General features: G+C 42.3%; 20 protein-coding genes. 12 read left to right on the top strand and 8 right to left on the bottom strand.

Features of this window, described 5'->3' with window-relative positions:
- Window positions 1–264: 264 nt before the first annotated feature.
- Window positions 265–990, top strand: a complete 726-nt coding sequence (locus tag CLV99_RS04215) for an NADase-type glycan-binding domain-containing protein (protein WP_133583235.1) — start codon at window positions 265–267, stop codon at window positions 988–990.
- A gap of 58 nt (window positions 991–1048) precedes the next feature.
- Here CLV99_RS04215 and CLV99_RS04210 read toward each other — a convergent pair whose 3' ends face one another.
- Entirely contained in the window at window positions 1049–1813 is a 765-nt protein-coding gene (locus CLV99_RS04210; protein WP_133583234.1) for a hypothetical protein, read from the bottom strand.
- 170 nt (window positions 1814–1983) lie between these two features.
- Here CLV99_RS04210 and CLV99_RS04205 point away from each other — a divergent pair, with 170 nt between their 5' ends.
- Window positions 1984–2445: a hypothetical protein gene (locus CLV99_RS04205; protein WP_133583233.1), complete on the top strand. Its 462-nt coding sequence runs from the start codon at window positions 1984–1986 to the stop codon at window positions 2443–2445.
- Window positions 2446–2456: 11 nt separating this feature from the next.
- The gene (locus CLV99_RS04200; protein ID WP_133583232.1) at window positions 2457–2816 is read left to right on the top strand and encodes a VOC family protein; all 360 of its coding nucleotides are present in this window, start codon (window positions 2457–2459) and stop codon (window positions 2814–2816) included.
- A 92-nt stretch (window positions 2817–2908) separates the two neighbouring features.
- Here CLV99_RS04200 and CLV99_RS04195 read toward each other — a convergent pair whose 3' ends face one another.
- From CLV99_RS04195 to CLV99_RS04170, 6 genes are all read right to left on the bottom strand, one after another.
- A complete protein-coding gene (locus CLV99_RS04195) occupies window positions 2909–5500 on the bottom strand; it encodes a TonB-dependent receptor (RefSeq protein WP_133583231.1) in 2592 nt (863 codons plus the stop codon).
- A 481-nt stretch (window positions 5501–5981) separates the two neighbouring features.
- Window positions 5982–6572: a CHAP domain-containing protein gene (locus tag CLV99_RS04190; RefSeq protein ID WP_133583230.1), complete on the bottom strand. Its 591-nt coding sequence runs from the start codon at window positions 6570–6572 to the stop codon at window positions 5982–5984.
- A gap of 50 nt (window positions 6573–6622) precedes the next feature.
- Entirely contained in the window at window positions 6623–6883 is a 261-nt protein-coding gene (locus CLV99_RS04185) for a hypothetical protein (protein ID WP_133583229.1), read from the bottom strand.
- Between the two features lie 109 nt (window positions 6884–6992).
- Window positions 6993–7259, bottom strand: a complete 267-nt coding sequence (locus tag CLV99_RS04180; protein WP_133583228.1) for a hypothetical protein — start codon at window positions 7257–7259, stop codon at window positions 6993–6995.
- Window positions 7260–7339: 80 nt separating this feature from the next.
- On the bottom strand, window positions 7340–7909 hold the full coding sequence (locus tag CLV99_RS04175; protein ID WP_133583227.1) for a hypothetical protein: 570 nt from the start codon (window positions 7907–7909) through the stop codon (window positions 7340–7342).
- Window positions 7896–8231, bottom strand: coding sequence for an immunity protein Imm33 domain-containing protein (locus CLV99_RS04170; protein ID WP_133583226.1), 336 nt, complete (start codon window positions 8229–8231; stop codon window positions 7896–7898). The genes CLV99_RS04175 and CLV99_RS04170 overlap by 14 nt, the downstream gene beginning before the upstream one ends.
- Window positions 8232–8365: 134 nt before the next feature.
- On the opposite strand from CLV99_RS04170, the gene CLV99_RS04165 reads away from it, so the two are divergent.
- The 8 genes from CLV99_RS04165 to CLV99_RS04130 all read left to right on the top strand — a co-directional run bounded on the left by CLV99_RS04165 (window position 8366) and on the right by CLV99_RS04130 (window position 18138).
- Window positions 8366–8704, top strand: a complete 339-nt coding sequence (locus CLV99_RS04165; RefSeq protein WP_133583225.1) for a hypothetical protein — start codon at window positions 8366–8368, stop codon at window positions 8702–8704.
- A 20-nt stretch (window positions 8705–8724) separates the two neighbouring features.
- A complete protein-coding gene (locus tag CLV99_RS04160) occupies window positions 8725–9555 on the top strand; it encodes a hypothetical protein (protein ID WP_133583224.1) in 831 nt (276 codons plus the stop codon).
- Window positions 9556–10121: 566 nt separating this feature from the next.
- Entirely contained in the window at window positions 10122–10475 is a 354-nt protein-coding gene (locus CLV99_RS04155) for a hypothetical protein (RefSeq protein WP_133583223.1), read from the top strand.
- A gap of 193 nt (window positions 10476–10668) precedes the next feature.
- Complete coding sequence (locus CLV99_RS04150) at window positions 10669–11232, top strand: hypothetical protein (protein WP_133583222.1); 564 nt, start codon at window positions 10669–10671, stop codon at window positions 11230–11232.
- Window positions 11233–11324: 92 nt separating this feature from the next.
- The gene (locus CLV99_RS04145) at window positions 11325–11897 is read left to right on the top strand and encodes an RNA polymerase sigma factor (RefSeq protein WP_133583221.1); all 573 of its coding nucleotides are present in this window, start codon (window positions 11325–11327) and stop codon (window positions 11895–11897) included.
- A gap of 122 nt (window positions 11898–12019) precedes the next feature.
- Window positions 12020–13186: a FecR family protein gene (locus tag CLV99_RS04140; RefSeq protein ID WP_133583220.1), complete on the top strand. Its 1167-nt coding sequence runs from the start codon at window positions 12020–12022 to the stop codon at window positions 13184–13186.
- 190 nt (window positions 13187–13376) lie between these two features.
- Complete coding sequence (locus tag CLV99_RS04135; protein WP_162850021.1) at window positions 13377–16739, top strand: SusC/RagA family TonB-linked outer membrane protein; 3363 nt, start codon at window positions 13377–13379, stop codon at window positions 16737–16739.
- Window positions 16740–16758: 19 nt separating this feature from the next.
- Window positions 16759–18138, top strand: coding sequence for a RagB/SusD family nutrient uptake outer membrane protein (locus tag CLV99_RS04130; RefSeq protein ID WP_133583218.1), 1380 nt, complete (start codon window positions 16759–16761; stop codon window positions 18136–18138).
- 43 nt (window positions 18139–18181) lie between these two features.
- On the opposite strand, the gene CLV99_RS04125 is transcribed toward CLV99_RS04130, so the two are convergent.
- Complete coding sequence (locus tag CLV99_RS04125) at window positions 18182–18514, bottom strand: DMT family transporter (RefSeq protein ID WP_133583217.1); 333 nt, start codon at window positions 18512–18514, stop codon at window positions 18182–18184.
- A 136-nt stretch (window positions 18515–18650) separates the two neighbouring features.
- Between CLV99_RS04125 and CLV99_RS04120 the strand changes: the two genes are divergently transcribed.
- On the top strand, window positions 18651–19091 hold the full coding sequence (locus CLV99_RS04120; protein ID WP_133583216.1) for a DsrE family protein: 441 nt from the start codon (window positions 18651–18653) through the stop codon (window positions 19089–19091).
- The last annotated feature ends 46 nt before the right edge of the window (window positions 19092–19137 follow it).

Raw genomic sequence — 19137 nt, 5'->3', positions numbered from 1 at the left:
TTAGAAAAAGAGAGTCAGTCCGAATATTCGGGCTGACTCTCTCCTACTATTTACGCTGGTATTTCGTGCTTTAAATAGGACACCTATAGATTATCAACCGATATATTCGGCACTTTCAGACCTTTCCTAATTGTCCTAAAAATAAGAACAAATAGGAAACTATGGCATTTTATTTGCAAATGTTAGTATAAAGGCAAATCTTAGGAGTAGAAGTCCGATTAAAGACAGTCCGGTTAAATTACGAAAACAATTATGCATTGCATCATGAGGTCAATCCTTATTCTTATCAGCTTATTTAGCTTACAGTTTGCACATGGACAGAGCGTTGTTAAGAATTACTTTCCTAAGGAGGTTAGAAAGATAGATTTGAGCGCCAAAACAGAGCAAGAAATCGAACGGCAGAATGAGCTTTTACTCAAAAGTAATCTGACGCCCAAAGAACAAGCTGAGCTGGATATCCTATTGGACAAATATGGGGAGGTCGTAGAAAGTGTATGGGACGTTATAGATGGCGGATGCAGCTGGTATTGTGGTGGCGGAAACTATCTCGTAAAAGCATCTTCATCACTACATTCTGACAAGGGGATCTCCTATCAAGCACAAAGTGCTAATGACCTTAGCTATAAAACGGCATGGGTAGAAGGAAAATCCGATGCAGGAATTGGAGAGTACCTGGAATATTATTTTAAAAACCGAAGTCCAAGAATTACAACAATCATTATTTCGAATGGCTATATGAAGTCTGAAGCCGCTTGGAAAAATAATAACCGCGTGAAGAAGTTAAAACTATACGCCAACGGAAAAACAATCGGCATCTTAAATCTGGAGGATAGTCGTACAGATCAGGCTTTTGAGGTGGGCACCTTTGGCCACAATAGTGACGGGTCCGACCTGATTTTGAAATTTGAGATACTCGAAGTCTACAGAGGAGAAAAGTACAATGATACCGCGATAACCGAAATCTATTTCGATGGAATAGACGTGCATTAACTTTTTCACCTTTCTTTCGATTACTTAGGAACCGAAAGAAAGGTGTTTTTCAGTACAGCTATTGTTTGCCCAGTACTAGACCAAATCCTACCCCAGCAAATACCCCTCTACCAATAGCATTACTCTTGAAGTCGACTCTCGAAGTCTCCACACCATCCGTTTTTTCAATCACGTGCGCTGTAGCCGACTGTAGAGGTTGATGGTAACGTGCATGGAGTGCTAAATATCCTCTCCGACTGACATAGTAATTGGCAGAGAAACCGATATGGGCTGTAAACAAAGAAGATTCCCTGTCATAAGTCAGCTCGTGCTTCACTCCATCGCTACCCGTTTTATACCGAGTGTTACTTTTATCCGCGAGATAGGTATCATGTCCGATTCCAACCCCGGGGTGTATGCTCCAATTGGCAGATTCGATACGGTATAGAACCCCTAACTCCGCCGAAGGCTTTACATAGGAGATGGGGCCAAAGAGCGCGTTGCCAAAATCATCAAAGAACGACTCAAAAAAACTCTGTCTATAACCCGTTGGTTTATGCTCTTTATAATAGTTAATATTTATACCCGCATACCAACCCATTTTCTTAGAAAATAGATGTGTAGCGCGCACACCCAAGAATGGGCTTACAGCAGGTCGTCCTCCAAAAATATCTTTATTTTCAGTATCGGAAGCAGGAGCGATATCAAAATTTGGCCCAATAGTAAAATCGAGCTTAAATCGAGCTTTGGAGGAGAGCGTTGGATTGGTACTCTGCGCATTGGCGTAGGAGAACATGAGGCTGGACGCTATAAAAAAGAGCTTTGAGAAATGGATAGGTTTCATTCGATAGGACATAATTTTATAGTAATACGGTTTTGTTTTTATTCACTTTGTTTCTTAAAACGGATAGTAATAAAAAATAGCTACATCAACAAAAATAAAAACTTTTGAATAATCTGATCGTTCGATTTTTTCTTAATTTTAAGGCTTTTATTAATATCAGGGAAATACATATGGAGCAGAAAATCTGTTTTACGAAGACAATACTCATCTTTTATTTACTGCTGACCCCATTTATCATGATAGCCTCTATTCAGAACCTTATTAATGTTATATGTGGCACAGGTTCGGTAGTTGGCGTCGGAGCATTTGCGCTTTTTGGATTTATCCTATTGCCCGTACTGATTATCTCCTCCTATCGAGGCAATTTGTGCAGGATACAAGTTGACCGGATTACTATAGGTAAGACAGTGTATCCCTTTGCTGATTATCACTTTGATATACAGGAATATTACTTGCCGGCAAAGGATAGGCCTATATTTTCTCCATTCAAGAAAAAATATAAGAAGATTGTCATAACCAAAAAGGACAACCAGGTTCTCGTGTACGAAAGTGATCTAGATGTATTTAAAAAAGATTTAGAGACACTAGAACGTGCGCTTCCTAAAATAAAACTTTCAGATATAACACATTAAAACAACATAGCATGAGTGAAATCAATCCACAAACCTTGAGACACGAACAAATACAGTATATCGAGTTTCTATCAAAAGATATTACCCGAGCTAAAGAATTCTATAGTAAATCCTTTGGATGGAAGTTTACAGACTACGGTGCTGGGTATACCGCATTTCAGGGGGATTATGTCGACGGTGGTTTTGCTACCGGTCAGCCTATTCCTGGTACTATTCTAGTTATCCTTTATTCAAAAGACCTAGAAGCTACTCAGGATAAAGTAGTACGTGCTGGGGGGATTATCGTTAAAGATATCTTTAGTTTTCCAGGAGGAAGACGCTTCCAGTTTACCGATCCCGACGGTTACGAACTCGCAGTGTGGTCGGAATAATCTACTAACTCGAATTATTGATTGTCAAAATATACGACAAGCCACTTGCTTAGATTAAGTGGCTTGTCACATATATATACCAATTACGCAATCTATTTCAAATTGTATCTTAAGGTCAGCCCGTAAGTTTGAGGGTCGCCCAGGACACCTGCATATTGTCCGAAATTGCCTGGTGCGGCCAGCAGTTGTTCATAGTAATCCTTATTTGTTAGATTCCTGCTCCACACCATGACAGTTAATCCATTTGTTGCTTTAAAACCAATACGCGCATTCAACAAGGTGTAGGCACCGATATTCAAATAGGCCGAAGGAGATGGACTCGACGAGAACTTGGAGCGATAGAAAAGGTCTGTGCCTAAGAAATAGTGTCCTTGTAGGCTTAACAGATTGCCTTTGACTGTTGCTTCTGCTGCCAGTGACCAAGACCATTTCGATATTCCTGGTAGCACACCTCCAGATACATCCTTAAAGGCCTCCGTGCCGCCGACCTCTTCCAAAGGTACAGGTGCGTTTGTAAAGGAAACATATTTGCCATCTGTATAGGCTAAGGCACCTCTAACGTTCAAAAAAGCCCAAGGTCTGATACTTCCATCTACTTCCACACCTTGCACCCTGACTTTCTCTGCATTTGCCAAGTATCCCCTATTTACGCCTGGGTCTGGTGTTTGAACTTGAGTCTGATAGTCTTTAATATTAGTCCGGTACGCCGTAATATTTAAGAATGAATTTCTCGATACGCTAGTTTTAATACCAACCTCAAAATGATTGACTGACTCTGGTTTTACTTCTGCCAAGTTTGTTGCAACCTGACCATCGACAACCGGTAATCCGCCCACATTGATGCCGATAGGTTTATAGCTCCTGGAGTAGGTCGCATAGCTGTTATAAGAAGGGTTAAATTTGTACTGCAAAGAGAGCTGTCCGGAGAAGTTTGCGGCATCGGCGTCCACATCAAATTGCTGATTTGAGTAGATGCTATTAACCGCCGCCCATTGTAACTCTGTATAAGGGATATTGTTTTCTATGTATTTCTTTCGGTCGTAATCTGCGACCTTTTTATCATAATTGTAACGTACCCCGGGGAGTAAATGCAATTTCGGAGTAATCGCCCAATCGACCTGGGAAAACACCGCTAGGCTGCTACTTTTTATGCCGTATTTTGTACGAATCCCGACCCTGTCAATAAGACCAGGTGCCCATTGCACTTGAGAAGCATTCGTCTGCTGAAAACGCCATAAAGCGTCTCCGGCTTCTTCCGTATGCACCGGATCAGTTCTTAAGTCCTGCCACAATCCGAACAACCCGACCACTCCACTCACCTTGTCGCTCAGGTTGCCCGCGTAGCGAAACTCCTGTGACCACTGGCTATGCTTGGAGTTGCCTGAAGAAATAGTATAGACCGGAATCCCCAAATAGTCCCTATCATTCAGCGGTATCCAATTCCAATAACGCCACGCAGAGGTTGACGTGAATGTCCCGCCTCCTATTTTATAATCTACATTCAAAGAAGCGCCACCGAGCTCATTATCCGCTCTCGAACGGGTATCCAAATCTACCTTGCGTTCAAATGCGCTTTCATATGGAATCTTATAGCCTAAGTCTGCGATTATCGCATTGAACTGCCGGTAGGGAGAGCGTTTATTCTCTACAACACCTGCTACTCCCCAGCCGTATCCATCAGGCCGTTGTCGGGTCTTATCAGCAGCCAGGGAAATCTTTAAATCGTCATTTGGCGTATACAGCAACTGTCCTCTAAACCCCAGGTTATTCTGGTCGTTGATTTGCCTGTCCGACGCCACATTGTAGAAAATACCTGCTCGCTGTGTGCCTGAAAAAGACACCCGCGCGGCCAATTTATCTTTAATTAGGGGCCCGGTTAGTGAGGTTTTGGCTTGAATAAACCCATAATTGCCATAACTCAGTTCAAAATTTGCCATCGGTACAAACTCAGGCAAACGGGACGTTATATTAAAAGCCCCTGCGGTCGTGTTTTTACCGAACAACGTACCCTGTGGTCCTCGAAGGACTTCAATCTGCTCGATATCGATAAAATCCAACCATGTTGCCGCAGGACGCGCCAGATAAACCCCGTCCATGTAAAAACCGACTCCGGGGTCAATACCGTCATTTGTCAATCCGTAAGTCGAACCTAGCCCTCGAATATTTAAAGTCGTATTGCGCGCATTTGAAGAATACAGCTGCACCGTAGGAACAATCTCCTTAATTCGGTTCACATTGAATGCTCCTGCATCCTCTATCAGGGCAGATCGTACAAGAGATACAGCTAGCGGAACCTCCTGTATTCTTTCTGTGCGCCTCCGCGAAGTAACCAGAATATGCTCCAGTTCATTCGTATTGGCGACCAGTTCGATAACGGCCGGCGACTGTTCAACAACGACTTTACGCGTTTGGTAGCCTATATTTGACACAATGATGGTCATAGGTAGTTTTTGTCCGGTTACGAACTGAAAATAACCATCCCGGTCGGTACTTACTTGATGCGTCACTGCATCCAATCGCACGGTCACACCTGCGATAGCTTCTTTAGTTGATGCGTCGATGATTCTACCGGACAGAGAAGCATTGATAATGGGCCTTGTTTCGACCTGAGCCTGCACCTTTGCCGTATATACTATTCCGAGGAATACAGCAAAGTAAGTTGGGAATAACCCTATTTTTTTCATACATTTAGTTTGTTTAGTAGTGAGAAATACAAGTGCCAACGCCAATTGAAAACTTGTTTCATTAGTAGACTTAGGTAAGGGAAGCATAGCTTCCCTTATTCATATTAAAGGAGTGGATAGTTTAGAAGCACATTCGCTTCGGAGTTTTGTTTTGAAAGGTTGTTTCATTCCGGGTCTGGGTAAAATAGCCCGTTTCGTGTTGCCTGTAGTCTTGTTTCATTTCTGTTGATAATTAAGTTGTTAAATAGCTTTTACTGTTCGTCGCCAACGCCAATTGAATACGATATACAACAAATATATAAACAAAAAAACAAATAGACTACTAGATTGGTAGATTTTATTTGAAACCCTGCGATGTTTGAAGTCATCGATGCCTGGGCAGGACGGATTCCCAAAACGAAAGAAGCCGCCTGGAATCTCCAAACGGCTTCTTTTATCACTTATCACAAGGTTGCAATTAGCTCTTGTTACGCCGATGCTTCTACTTCCGCAACCAGCCCCAGATACGATTGTTGTCTATTTTCCAATTGCCGTTCTCTTCCCATAAGCAATACACCTCTCTTGACCTACCAAAAGGCCCGGGATTCTGCTGGATAATCTCCACTGCATCATCGGTTACACTGGCCACGATAGCTACATGCCCATAGGGATTCCACGCTTCAGGAGCATAGATTAATAAATCTCCCTTTTGTGGTCGTGCTATACTGGGGTTGGTATACTGGTATAGATCTCGTTTCTGGTTGATACCACCATCTATTATCTTAGGATCAAAGAAATCCTTCGCATTGCCATAAGCATCGGGCATCCGATGTTTATATTGCTCATAATAATATCGCTTCACGAACTCCACACACTGATACTTGAGTCCGATATTGTAGCCATCCGGGGCTAAATTCCGTCCTTCAGAATGCCCTACACCTCCATTGTAATAGACAAATACCCCATCTAGACTATCCAATTTCTCCCCAACTGTCCGGTCGCCATTAAAGTTCAGTTCCCTGAATGTCATAACAGCAATGAGCAGTAGCGCAATGGTTAGTATTGAAAAACGTAGAATATTCCTCTTCCTCATCCCTGTATATTTACCCAAGCTGGATCGGTCAAGAGCTTTCAGCGAGTAGCTTAAGCAGTTACCTTTTTTTCTAACATAGTCCGCAAGGCGGCATACACACCACACAGCACGACGATAATGCTGGTCAATGTCAGTCCCAGGTACTCGACGACCCACGCGATAAGAACAGCTACAATATGGATTTTACCATTCTCAGGCTGGAACATTTTTCCGGTAAACAAGTAAACCGCAAAATAAATGAATACTGACAACCAAATAGCCGCATAAACATAATGCAGCGGGTTTTTACTGAATGTATAATTTTTGAACATATGCTAGTTATTTTGCTCAAATGTATACTAACTTCAGTTTATATTGAACAATCATTTACAATTCGCTGGATGTACCTTATGATTCGTAGAAAAGGATGCGCTTCGGCTTTTAATCCTCTTCCAAATAGATACGATGCACAACAAATCGTATGCTTTTGCTGGGTAACAACATATCTTCTACATCTTCAGAGTCTATCGGATAAAGCGTATCATGTCCACCTCCGTCCAAAAGTTCCGAATCGGGTATTAGTTCATAGAAAGTCACGCCATCAACGGCAGACAGTTCTTCTACTTTAACATAAGATACCTCTTGGCTCTTCCAAAGGGACAGTACCTCTTTCGTGAATAATTGATACGCATTTTCTTGTGTCGACATGGTGCAAAATACCGAAAAAGCCAGCTTATTACCAAATAATGTACTACCCCTCTACATCATCATAAGGGGCTAGCTGTGCATCAATCCCTTAGCCTAGCGTAGACATAACTCGTCGTATTGTCTGTTCCTGCTAAAAAAATAAAGACCCACCCCCATCGATTTTGCAGTCTGTCTACATGCAGACGCCCTGCTTTATCCAGCCAGAGCTGAAACTGATCGTTTTTTACCTGACCATAGATAAATGGAATCGGAACAACAGAGCGTTTAGGCTTAGATACAAAATAATTATCTTTAAGCTTGCCATGGAGGAACAGGCTCTCCATTTCCACACCGTCCTGTATCCGTGTTGCTTTGATTTCCTTCTTCCCAACTGTACGCAACTTAATTGTGGCACGCTCAAAATCTACCGTATCGAGGTCATCGTGTAGAGCGAGTTGGTTCCATAATGAGCGGAGCTCAATACCGGCATTCCCTTCTGAGGCATTTTTATAAATCCCGTCGAAGGTATGTATATCTCCTACCTGCACCATTTCCGCCTGCGTACTTTGCTTAAGCGACGAACAACTGTAAAATAATATGCCCAAAGATAGGCACGCTAAGCTTCGTAATAGCAACGCCTTACTCCCACTCGCAGTTCTAGTCCTGTTCATACCAGATATCTTCATAGCCATCTTTATCTATAATAAAACGCCAGCCCTCGGCCAATCCTAGGTAATGGACGATAGGGGGAAATAAATCTACCAAATGAGCAGCACATACAGGTTTATAAAAATCGTCTGCAGCAGAATACTCCCCGGACCAAATATACCAACCACTAGTCTTATCACTACGTACATCACGAACGCCATAAATAGGAGTTTTGTCCAGATTAGTGGCCAATCCAATAATGAAGTCCGGAGGCGTAGCCTGCCAGTCAGCCCCATTTTCTTTACATATTTGTTTTTGAACTTCTTCGTATTCTTTCCAGGTCATGCCATACATGGTTTATTCCGCTTCTAAAGGTACTATATTTCTCAGAAGCCACCGCTTACAATATTCCTGTTTTTTTCGTTCTTTGCTTCTAACTTTATATATCTTTAATCCCGATAAACATCGAGCAACGAAGAATGAAAAATGCGATTATTATCTTTCTACTGTTTACCTTGTGCGGTCAGACCTATGCCCAGAGCATTGTAGATTTCTTCTATTCTATTCCGGCAGAATACCTTGATAACCTTAGTTATGTCGAGCGAAAGCATCTGATTGAAGACGAATCGCTCACGAAAGATGATCTCAAACATATGGGATTCACGATTGAGTTGCCCAGAAAAGGAAAAGATATCCGAATCTCCTTCAACCCGATTAACGAAACGTATTTTAATAGGGAGTACAGCAAGTATCTTAAATACCGAAGCAAGACCTATCGGTTTGATAAGGCAAAAGAACTGTTTGACCCCGAGTTTTAACCCATAGTATCCATTCTTTGATGAAACCAAACAACAGTCCAACATGCACCTTTAACGTAACAATCGGTATTATTGCCTTTTTCTTTCTGTTATCGGCCTGTGGGCATAGACAACAATCCACCGTATCATTGGATCTTCCTCCGGCTGCAACAAAAGCGGGGATCGGCCTCATACATTTCAACACGGACCATAGCATTTTACTATACAGAAACCCTACTGATTCTTTGCCTTTTGACAGCCTTCAGTTCGTCGTTGAACAAAGAGGAAGCAACCGTGGGCAGTGTAAATTTGTTACCCAACAACTAAAAGAAAACTTACAGCCTTACATTATGGATGCCGGAGATTCCTTCGAAAATGGAGAAAAGCACCGGCAGATGGGGCTGATACATTTTGCGCCACAGCTAACATTTCGAGTCAGTGAAAAACTAAAGGACGGCGTTTTCATTATTGTTAATGAACATAAGAATGAAACCTGCTTTGTCAAGCTTAATCCCGATAACGATTATACTATCGGAAAAGATAAAGACGCTATATTCTTCGATCCCAATTTTCCTGACACAAACATCGACAACTGGTATCTATTCGAAACCTGGCCACAGGCCATCACACGGGCCTTTATCATTCAAGTCCCAGATGCAACCCATGCTTACAGTAAGCCGGATGGCGACCTTATCAACTTCCAAAACATGGGATCAGCCCTGTTTAACGCAGATTCTGTATACAAAGACTGGGTACACATCAGCAATCAGATGTATGTGAGTGAGGGCGAGAAAGCTATTGATGCCTGGGTCAAATGGATAGAAAATGATAGTATCAAGGTTCTTGTAACGTTAAATGGAGGTTACGAATAAATAGCCTCCAGATCTCGTCAACGATAGGCCTATTACAAAGATATCAAATGGGATTTTTAAGGAGAGAGAAAATGTAAAAACACATTATCCTAAGAAGAAATATTTACCCAGACTTCAATTCAGTCTCCCCTATCTTTGTCCGCCTCGTAGGAATAAAGATTAAGCGTAATATGATGCGTTATCAACCTTAACTAGTTGACGATTCTGCGTTCAAATTGGTCTTTAGTTTTAAAATAAAATTAATCGATACAAAAAAAAATGTACAAATAAAATTTCTTTGTTATCTTTAGGTTTCACAGATTAAAATGTGAGCCTATGAAGAACCTGTTATTTTTAAAACCTGGAGGTGGTAGAACTATTTATACTGGTGCTGCCCTTGCCTTTGATTTGTTTTTTTGTCTTTTATCGCTTCTTCAAAAACATACAATGGAAAGATGTCAATTTTGCTATACAGCTATTGTTGACAAGAACAGAAATCGAATGGTTTAATACATAAATAACAAGTAGTATTCTATCTTATAACATGAATAATTGATTAAAACTCTTTAACAAAAAAATCATAAACCATGAATGGATACGGACTGAAAATTAAGATTAACGGAGAGATTGTATCAAACGCTGGATTTGATAAAGAAAACTACGTATTAACCGGAGGCACAACCTTTGTAAAGAGAGCAAATTGTTGTGAGGACTATTATTTTAATATTGGGGGACTAGATTCCGACGAAGATGAACATGTGGACTGGTATCGCACTGTGGTCAAAGTCGGTGATGTCATCACGATGGAAGTTATAGATGGTCCTTTTGATCCACCAAACCACCGCTATAAGAACGATTTGTCTCCCGAGGAGATTATCCAAAACAAAATCGACTTCTACAATAAGTTGAAAGAGGAATTAAAAGGCCATATCTCGGCTTAATGTTTTCTCCAACCTACAGCTATCGGCACACCTCTCCTGATGGTGCGTGGATAGCTGTATTATTTTGCCCTTGATTCCAAAAGAGTCCCCATTCTTCACTAAGGAATTCTACATTTCCAACAATAATCATTTAACTTTACGGTCTATTATTTAGGATAGGAACACAGACAAAAAACACCTTACTACAACAACGATGACACAAGAAGAATTCTACGATAGGATTACGGCCTTATCCAACGAACACACTAATAGAGATCTTGAGACCTATTTGTTAGCCCTTTATAACTTAGTAGAAAGCCACCAATCCGAGCCCCTTACGCCTGCATTATTATTTCAGCTGCTGGGTGAGGCATTTAGCGCCCCTCCTATCGAATTTGATGCTCAGTGGTTATCGATTACAGCATCCCCAGACCGCAATATCCTCAGCAAGAAATTTACCAATCCAGATGTAGCCAATGCCATCGACAAGAGCAGAGAGGCCCAAACAGAAGGAATAGATTATACACGGGAAGTCTTACGGTTTCAGATTGCTGAGCTTCACAAAATGAGAGGCAAGCAGCTCGACGATGAAATGAGGTACTTTGGTATCCCATCGGAGACGGGCAACTATTGGTATAACTTCGATCCCTTTACCAATCTAGAATGTGGTGCGCGTGGCATATTGGACAACTCCGACGAAGAAGATGAAAATGCTCCGTTCGAAACCAATTGGGATACCCTTGGTGATTTGTTGGAAATGGGTAGAATATATGAATAAAGAAGATCATTTTTTTTTAAAAAAAATACCAGAATGTTATATCCTTGTTGTTTATTTGTACCAAGTACCTAACAAACCAGAGTAGATATTTCATGCAACCTGAGGAATCCTATACAGACCAACAGCTCTTTGAACTCCTGAAAAGTTCAGATAAAGTTGCCTTTATGGAGATATATCGACGATACCAGACGCCTTTGTATCTGTTTGCCTGTAATCTGGTGCAACAGGAAGAATTGGCCGCTGATCTGGTGCAAGATATCATGATGAGCCTTTGGGAGAAACGCACGACTACATCGTTAAATGCTTCATTGGAAGGTTACCTATTTCGAGCTATACGTTATCGCTTTTTTGACTGGATAGACAAACAAAAGGTTAGGCAAGACTATATTTCTAATTTTCAGGTATTCCTTGACCATTCAGAATGGCAAACCGACAATATCGTGGCGGAGCGCGAACTTCTACAGGTCATCGACCAGCAGATAGAGCAATTGCCCCTACGGATGAAAACAATTTTCTTGATGAACTACCGAGACCATCTGACGACCGAACAAATAGCCGAAAAACTGAATATATCGCGAAAAACGGTTCAGAATCAAATTAACAATGCCAATACGCTATTACGTAAACATCTTGGTAAGCTGTACTGGTTACTGTTTATGTTATAACTTCTCTCCCATTGCTGTTTCAAAAGGCGATTTCAACTCTAATTTGTTTTTTTATTTTTTTTCCTGGGACTTTCTCCTTCTCAACCTACTTGAATATATAGAAGTACTAACTAACACATCAGATGGAAAAGAAACATGATGCTGCTACGCTGATTACAAAATATCAGAATGGCACGGCCACCTCACATGAACGCGCTTTGGTCGAAGCCTTTATGCTTATTGACCTACGGGAGCGTCCTATCCTTCCAGATGAAGAAGGTATAACCTATCATAATCAACAAATAGCGAAAAAATTAAAGGAGTATATCCAGTTTGAGGAAAACAATCCTCAAGAACAAGGGGGCTTTATACAAAAGATGCTACTGTCGCCGGCAGCTCGCATCGCCGCAGTTCTTGCGTTAGTATCAGGTATCACTGTGGGCACCTTCTTCTGGAAGAATGACAGTCCCTCTCTCACTCTAACTCCGACTAGTAATGAACCCATAGCTACGGTGAAACCTGGAGGCAACAAGGCCTATGTGACTACCGCAGATGGGCAGGTCATAGATCTCAATGAGTCTCACAACACCATACGCATGGGCGAAGATATTGCCTACAATGACGGAACCGTTGTTTGGTCCGCTCAACATGCTGCTCCGGCTGCCCGTAATACCCTACATACACCAAAAGGGGGCAACTATACAGTGGTGCTCTCCGATGGCACTCAGGTCATGTTGAATGCATCCAGTAAGCTTAGCTATCCAAACCGATTCAATAACACACAACGGATCGTCGAGCTAGACGGAGAGGCCTTCTTTCAGGTACAGCCAGCCTTACGTCAAGGAAAAAAGATACCATTTGTCGTAAAAACCAAATCGCAGGAAGTCGAAGTGCTGGGTACAGTCTTTAATATCAAAGATTATAACGACGAAAAAGCTGCAAAGACCACATTAGTGCACGGTAGTGTACGTGTCAAATTGGTCAATCAAAATATATCCAAGCTATTATCTCCTGGACAGGAAGCTGTTATTTCGGGCAATAGCATAAATCGGGTGGCTGTAGATACTAGCATTGCATTGGACTGGAAAAATGGGCTGATTTACTTCAACGAAGAAAATCTGGCCACTATTATGAAGAAAATCGAACGTTGGTACGATGTCGACGTCGAATTTCGAGATATAGACCCACAAATCCGATTCGGTGGGAGTGTTTCTAAATACAAAAACCTATCGGATGTACTTCATCGGCTTGAGCTGACCGGTGATGTCAAATTTATAAGCAAAGGAAGGAGGATAATTGTGACCAAATAATACTAACTGATATAACAGAAAGTCGGAAGCGCTGCTAACACTCCCGACGAGATGTTCCGATAAACCTATTTAATAATTTATTTACGGGTAGTTAGGCGATGATGTCGACCAAACATTGCTATCGTCCTATCTATCAAAACATACTACACAAATGTATAAAAATTTGCGCACACTAATTTTTCTTAGGATTGTGAAGACTATCACTTTACTTATTACAGTGTTCCTATGCCAGGTCAGCGCACACAGCATAGGGCAACACCTCAGTCTAAAAAAAGACCGTATCAGCCTTAGACAGTTCTTTACGGCGGTACAGCAACAGACAGGATATCGTGTGGTGTACAACGCCGCACTACTCGAAAATGCCCAGCCCTTTCCGATCAATATGCAGAACAAAGCCCTAACGCTTGCATTGACTGAGATATTGGAACCACAAGGTTTAGCTTTCCAAATCGAGGGCCAAGAGATTGTATTAACCAAAGGCGCTAGAAAAGCCAGTACAGAGGGCTTGCAGTCAAGCATCAATGGTAGCGTAGTCGATACCACAGGAACGCCCCTGCCGGGAGCGACCGTACGTGTGAAAGGTACAGAAACGCTAACCCGTACCGACCAACAAGGCCGATTTCAGATAGCTTCGGACGAAAACACCATTACCGTGCTTATTAGCATGGTCGGTTTCGACAGTAAAGAACAGTCTGTAAGCCTACAAGGCAATAACCGCATCGTATTGAGACCTTCCACTACGCTTATGGACGAAGCTGTAATCATTGGTTACGGTACGCGTAAACGCAGCGAACTGACGGGTTCCATTGGTCGTGTTACCAATCTTAAAGCAGAGGAAAACATCGTCAGCAACCCAATAAGCGCTTTGCAGGGACGTGTAGCAGGTCTGCAAGTACAAAGTACGAGTTCAAAGCCCGGCGAGATGCCTCGGTTTATGGTCCGTGGTGTGCAGACTACGCAGGGAAGTATTGGTGGTAGTGGGGCCAACCCTCTCATTGTGGTCGATGGGTTGGTTATTGACGCTATTGGCAATCCTATGTCGCCTACGGAAACGGGGGCTAATTTTAGCTTGTCCAACCTCAATCCGCAGGATATTGCTTCTGTCGAAGTCTTAAAAGATGCTGCTTCGTCCGCTATCTATGGCGCGCGTGGTGCGCAAGGGGTGATCCTTATCACCACAAAGAAGGGACAACTCAATAGTAAACCGACCATTTCACTGAACAGCTATTATGGCTTGACCAAGACTCACTTCGGTTACAAACCCTTGAATAGTGCTCAATATCAATCGATGTTTACCGAAGCGCGACAAAACCGTATCAGCGATATACAGGCCACGCTAAATGCTGGCGGCCTAAGCCCAGAGCAAATCGCTAATCTAAATGTAGAAAACACGCAGCTAAAAGGTCAAATAAACAGTTTGGGCATGTTGGATAATGACAACAACTGGCTGGAGCTCTTATCGCCGAAGCACGCAGGAACTTATAATGTACAGGCGAGCATCAGTGGCGGTAATGCAAAAAGTGGATACTACGCTTCATTCGGCAAGTTTGGAGAAGATAACTCCATAGGTAGCGGTCGTTTTGGACGTAACAGCGGTAAAATATCACTTGTCCAGCAGCTTGCTCCTTGGTTGGATCTACAGGCCAACGTGCAGATTTCCAATTCTGTATCCAAGAACATCTCGGATGACCTATACAGTCTACTACAGGCGCGTCCCGATATGCCTATGGAAGTCAATAACAATGACGACGGAACGTATGGCTATTGGTTTGGTGCGCAGGGGCATCCTATTGCATCCAGACAAGGGATCCGTCCAGAATCTTCAACCTGGAATTACGTGGGCAATTTCTCGGCAAATGCCCGTTTGATGAAGAACCTATCTTTTCGCACAACCCTAGCCGCGTCACAGAGTAATATCGAAGATATCGTTTTCTATACCCCTCTGTCTTATGAAGGCCAATACAGTTCAGGAAGCTATACTGTGAAAGGAAACAAAGGTTTACGGTACACCTTCAATAACCTATTGACCTATAATGTAAACCATAGCCTACTAAATGGAGATGTTGTATTGGGACAGGAGTATATGGAAAACAATTATACAACCAACGGGTATAGCCTCGAAGGATTCCCGTTGAGTGAGAGCCTTTGGGCACCAGGTAATGCGTCTACGTATAACAATTACTACACGTACGTGAACAGAGAGTACCTAGAGAATTCTTCATCCTACTTCTTACGGACCAATCTAAGTTGGGATGGCCGCTACTTGTTTAGTGCCTCTTTACGTCGTGATGGTTCCAGCAAATTAAAGAACTTCCGTTATGCTTGGTTTCCAGCGGTATCTGCGGGATATATCTTAAGTAAGGACCTATTCATCCAGAGCCAATCGTGGATAGACTTCTTAAAAGTACGCGCAAGTTACGGTATCACGGGTAATATTAGACCGTTAGGCAATTTCGATGTGTACACCTTAGCGGGTAAGCAAACCTACCTCAACGAACCAGCACTACAGATAAACGCAAAGTTGGGGAATCCGGATTTGCAATGGGAACGTACCAAGCAATATGACTTCGGGTTGGAAGGAACGTTCTGGAAAGATCGTATTCAGCTTACTGCCGAATATTATGTTAAGAAAACAGATGACCTCATCACCAATTTACGCATACCAACATCCAGCGGTGGTTTTTCCTCACAGGGAGCCAACCTAGGTGGGATGCTTAATAAGGGATTGGACCTATCCGTCTCTATCGGTAATTCATCTGCACAGACATCCGATTGGAAATGGCGTGTAGGTACCGATTTAAATATCAACCGCAACAAGGTAACTCAACTGCGTGACCCTATTATCGGTTACGATGGATTTGCACCGGGAGGACCAATGGGCTTTATTCAAGTCGGAAGACCAGTAGGTTTATTGCAGATGTACAACGCATTGGGTATAGACCCTAAAACAGGTGATGCGATATATGAGGATGTAAACAACGACGGAATCATTAACCAGGCAGATATGATATACGTATCCACGGCGCAGCCTAAGATGTCGGGTGGTTTTCACGGAAATGTGTCCTACAAAAAGATATCCCTATCTGGACTATTTGTATTCTCTGTCGGCAGTAAAGTTTACAATTTCAGCGAACAGGAGGCTCGCCAATATGGATTTGATGATTATGTAGGAATCATGGTTAACAAACCGGACTGGGTGTTAGACAGATGGACAGCACCGGGCTCAGACTCGAGATACCCAAGAGCCGTGACAGGACCTCATGGAGCTGGAATGACCAACGATTGGAACTCACGGGTATCGACCCTATATCTATATGATGCTTCCTACTTACGCCTCAAAAATCTTACAGTAGGCTATGACCTTACTTCCAATAGATTGAAAAGCATTGGTATTTCCAACTGTAGAGTCTACGTAGCAGGACAGAATCTATTTATCATAAAAGACAAAGCCCTTAACTCCAATGACCCAGAGCTTGCTCAAGGTAGCGGATGGCAACAAGCTATTGCACCGATGCCACGGGTTTATTCATTAGGTTTTGACATTACATTTTAACACTTCAATCCGAATATAGATGAAAACGATATATAAATTACAACGAAACATCGCTTATGTTCTACTGTCCGCGAGTCTATTTGCTTGTGGTAAATCGCTAGACAAGCCTACGCCCGATACCTCCATTGACTTGGAAAAGATACAACCCGGAGATATTCCTTTATTATTGAGAGGAGCTTACCGACCTAATCTAATCTATTACCAACCCTATCCGATATGGGACGTATACAGCGACGATATCATCTCTCTACAGGGTTCTACCCCTACACAGTACAATCCGCGTTCATACGATGATTGTAACCCTAATATTGAAGATGGTTTCGGAAATGCGAGGTTATACGCTGCTTCTTATACTGCAATAGGTAATGCCAATTTTATCATCAATTATATCAAATCCAAAGGCGTTACGAATATGAACAGTATACTGGGAGAGGCACTGAGCATACGTGCCTTCAATTACTACCGTTTGGCCGAATCCTATGGAGGCGTGATTCTGACTGTCGATCTAGAGACCGATATCAACCAGATCCGTAGGGACAAAAACACAGAAGAAGAAGTCTATAAACAGGTTATGACTGACTTAGAAGAGGCAATTCCCCTTCTAGAAGACTTCAAGACAGCCGATTTCATCAGCAAGCCTACTGCCCAACTCCTATTGGCACGACTGTACTTGCAACTGGGCAAAAACAAGGAGGCTTTCGAACTGTCGGAAGCGGTTATTAAGAGTGGAAAAAACAAACTCGAGCAAAGCGACTTTGGCGAGGTATTTCGCTTTGGAGGCAAAAGCTCCGAGATGCTATGGAGGCTATCGGAAACGATTACCAGTTACGAAAGAGGAGGACTTTACACTATGTACTCCCCTCCGCCTCCATTTCGAGGTTCGAGTATGGGGCTTACTTGGGTTGATCCTACATTGGTAGAGTCTTACGAAAGCGACGATATTAGAGCTTCATTACTCCTAAAGCGAAGGAATCCTACTATAGGTGAAAATGTAACATACCTATTGAAATTTTCAACAGATACGCTACAGGCTTCATCCAACGCTTCTATCGTATACCCTATGGTACGTATTGGAGAAGCTTACCTTATCTCTGCCGAGGCATCTGCCCGTCAGGGACAATTGGTGTTGACGCGCTACAACGAACTCCGTAAAGCCCGGGGTACAAGTCAAAAGACTACTAGTGATATCAGTGATGTCAATCAGTTTATCCAAGAAATCGAAGCAGAGCGGCGCCGTGAGTTTGTAGGTGAAGGAAGAAGGTGGCAGGATATGAAACGATTTGGAAAAGCGATACCTTTTCTGAAGTCTAAAGGAAGGGATGAGACCCGTTTGTACTTACCATTTGTAACGACGGAACTTACTAAAAACACCAAGCTCACCCAAAACAAAGGGTATTAAAAGAAGAAAGAGGGACGATATTGTCCCTCTTTCTTTATACCTACTAGTGTGCACTAGATTTGGAGAATAAGTTGATAATAACCACACCCACAATAATAAATACTATACCTAGTATTGCTGGCAAATCCAGCGACTCCTTATAAACAAAATAACCAACTGCCGAGATAATCACAATCCCAAAAGCAGACCATATCGCATAGGCTATCCCCATAGGTACCCCACGTAATGCGTAGGAAAGCAGATAAAAGGATAATCCCAGTGAACAGACAAAGAGCATGGAGGGAATGGGTTTCGTAAACTGTTCGGTCTTTTTCAGGAATGACGAACCAATCACTTCAAATAAAATTGCCGCAGCTAAAAATAAATAATGTTTCATATACGCTCAAACAGTTACACGATTACGACAAAGGTAGGAATTTCAATGTATCCTTTGTTACACAAAGACCATACAGATATCCTTATCTTCGGTTAATTCAAAAAGAAGAAACACGTAATCTTAAACATTGGAACACATGAGAAAGCAAATTTTAGCCGTTGCATTATTACTATTCGGAATCTCCTTCACTAGCTCGCTATCTGCCCAACAAGTAGCAGTAGAATCCGTAGAAAAGGCCGTCAAAACAGACGGGAAATACGCGATTTTGGTTCAGAACCCAATGCATTTGATGGCTTCGGTAATGACTGGCACCGAATATAAATCAAAAGACAAAGCCGTTCAATTCGAGATCGTACTTATCGGACAGGTCGTCAAAGAACTAGCTGAAAATAAAGAATTGGAGAGCACCATCCAAAGTGCCGAAAAATCGGGTATCAGATTAGTAGTTTGCGAATTTGCGATGAACAAGCTTGGCGTGAAAAAATCACAGTATCACCCCTCTATCTATACTACGCCGAATGGGTTTACCTATCTATTTGGTCTTCAGGAATTAGGGTTTAAGACTATTACATTGTAACACACGCACACAAACTATAGGAGCATTAGAATGCCGATTCAAACCG

This window comes from Sphingobacterium yanglingense (assembly GCF_004363245.1).
Lineage (GTDB): Bacteria > Bacteroidota > Bacteroidia > Sphingobacteriales > Sphingobacteriaceae > Sphingobacterium > Sphingobacterium yanglingense.
Note: the sequence above shows the minus strand (reverse complement) of the source record. Positions and strands in the feature narration are given on the sequence as shown.

Coding starts and splice junctions, on each gene's coding strand:
- CLV99_RS04215 (WP_133583235.1), top strand. CDS start 265: ATGAGGTCAATCCTTATTCTTATCAGCTTATTTAGCTTACAGTTTGCA.
- CLV99_RS04210 (WP_133583234.1), bottom strand. CDS start 1,813: ATGAAACCTATCCATTTCTCAAAGCTCTTTTTTATAGCGTCCAGCCTC.
- CLV99_RS04205 (WP_133583233.1), top strand. CDS start 1,984: ATGGAGCAGAAAATCTGTTTTACGAAGACAATACTCATCTTTTATTTA.
- CLV99_RS04200 (WP_133583232.1), top strand. CDS start 2,457: ATGAGTGAAATCAATCCACAAACCTTGAGACACGAACAAATACAGTAT.
- CLV99_RS04195 (WP_133583231.1), bottom strand. CDS start 5,500: ATGAAAAAAATAGGGTTATTCCCAACTTACTTTGCTGTATTCCTCGGA.
- CLV99_RS04190 (WP_133583230.1), bottom strand. CDS start 6,572: ATGAGGAAGAGGAATATTCTACGTTTTTCAATACTAACCATTGCGCTA.
- CLV99_RS04185 (WP_133583229.1), bottom strand. CDS start 6,883: ATGTTCAAAAATTATACATTCAGTAAAAACCCGCTGCATTATGTTTAT.
- CLV99_RS04180 (WP_133583228.1), bottom strand. CDS start 7,259: ATGTCGACACAAGAAAATGCGTATCAATTATTCACGAAAGAGGTACTG.
- CLV99_RS04175 (WP_133583227.1), bottom strand. CDS start 7,909: ATGAACAGGACTAGAACTGCGAGTGGGAGTAAGGCGTTGCTATTACGA.
- CLV99_RS04170 (WP_133583226.1), bottom strand. CDS start 8,231: ATGACCTGGAAAGAATACGAAGAAGTTCAAAAACAAATATGTAAAGAA.
- CLV99_RS04165 (WP_133583225.1), top strand. CDS start 8,366: ATGAAAAATGCGATTATTATCTTTCTACTGTTTACCTTGTGCGGTCAG.
- CLV99_RS04160 (WP_133583224.1), top strand. CDS start 8,725: ATGAAACCAAACAACAGTCCAACATGCACCTTTAACGTAACAATCGGT.
- CLV99_RS04155 (WP_133583223.1), top strand. CDS start 10,122: ATGAATGGATACGGACTGAAAATTAAGATTAACGGAGAGATTGTATCA.
- CLV99_RS04150 (WP_133583222.1), top strand. CDS start 10,669: ATGACACAAGAAGAATTCTACGATAGGATTACGGCCTTATCCAACGAA.
- CLV99_RS04145 (WP_133583221.1), top strand. CDS start 11,325: ATGCAACCTGAGGAATCCTATACAGACCAACAGCTCTTTGAACTCCTG.
- CLV99_RS04140 (WP_133583220.1), top strand. CDS start 12,020: ATGGAAAAGAAACATGATGCTGCTACGCTGATTACAAAATATCAGAAT.
- CLV99_RS04130 (WP_133583218.1), top strand. CDS start 16,759: ATGAAAACGATATATAAATTACAACGAAACATCGCTTATGTTCTACTG.
- CLV99_RS04125 (WP_133583217.1), bottom strand. CDS start 18,514: ATGAAACATTATTTATTTTTAGCTGCGGCAATTTTATTTGAAGTGATT.
- CLV99_RS04120 (WP_133583216.1), top strand. CDS start 18,651: ATGAGAAAGCAAATTTTAGCCGTTGCATTATTACTATTCGGAATCTCC.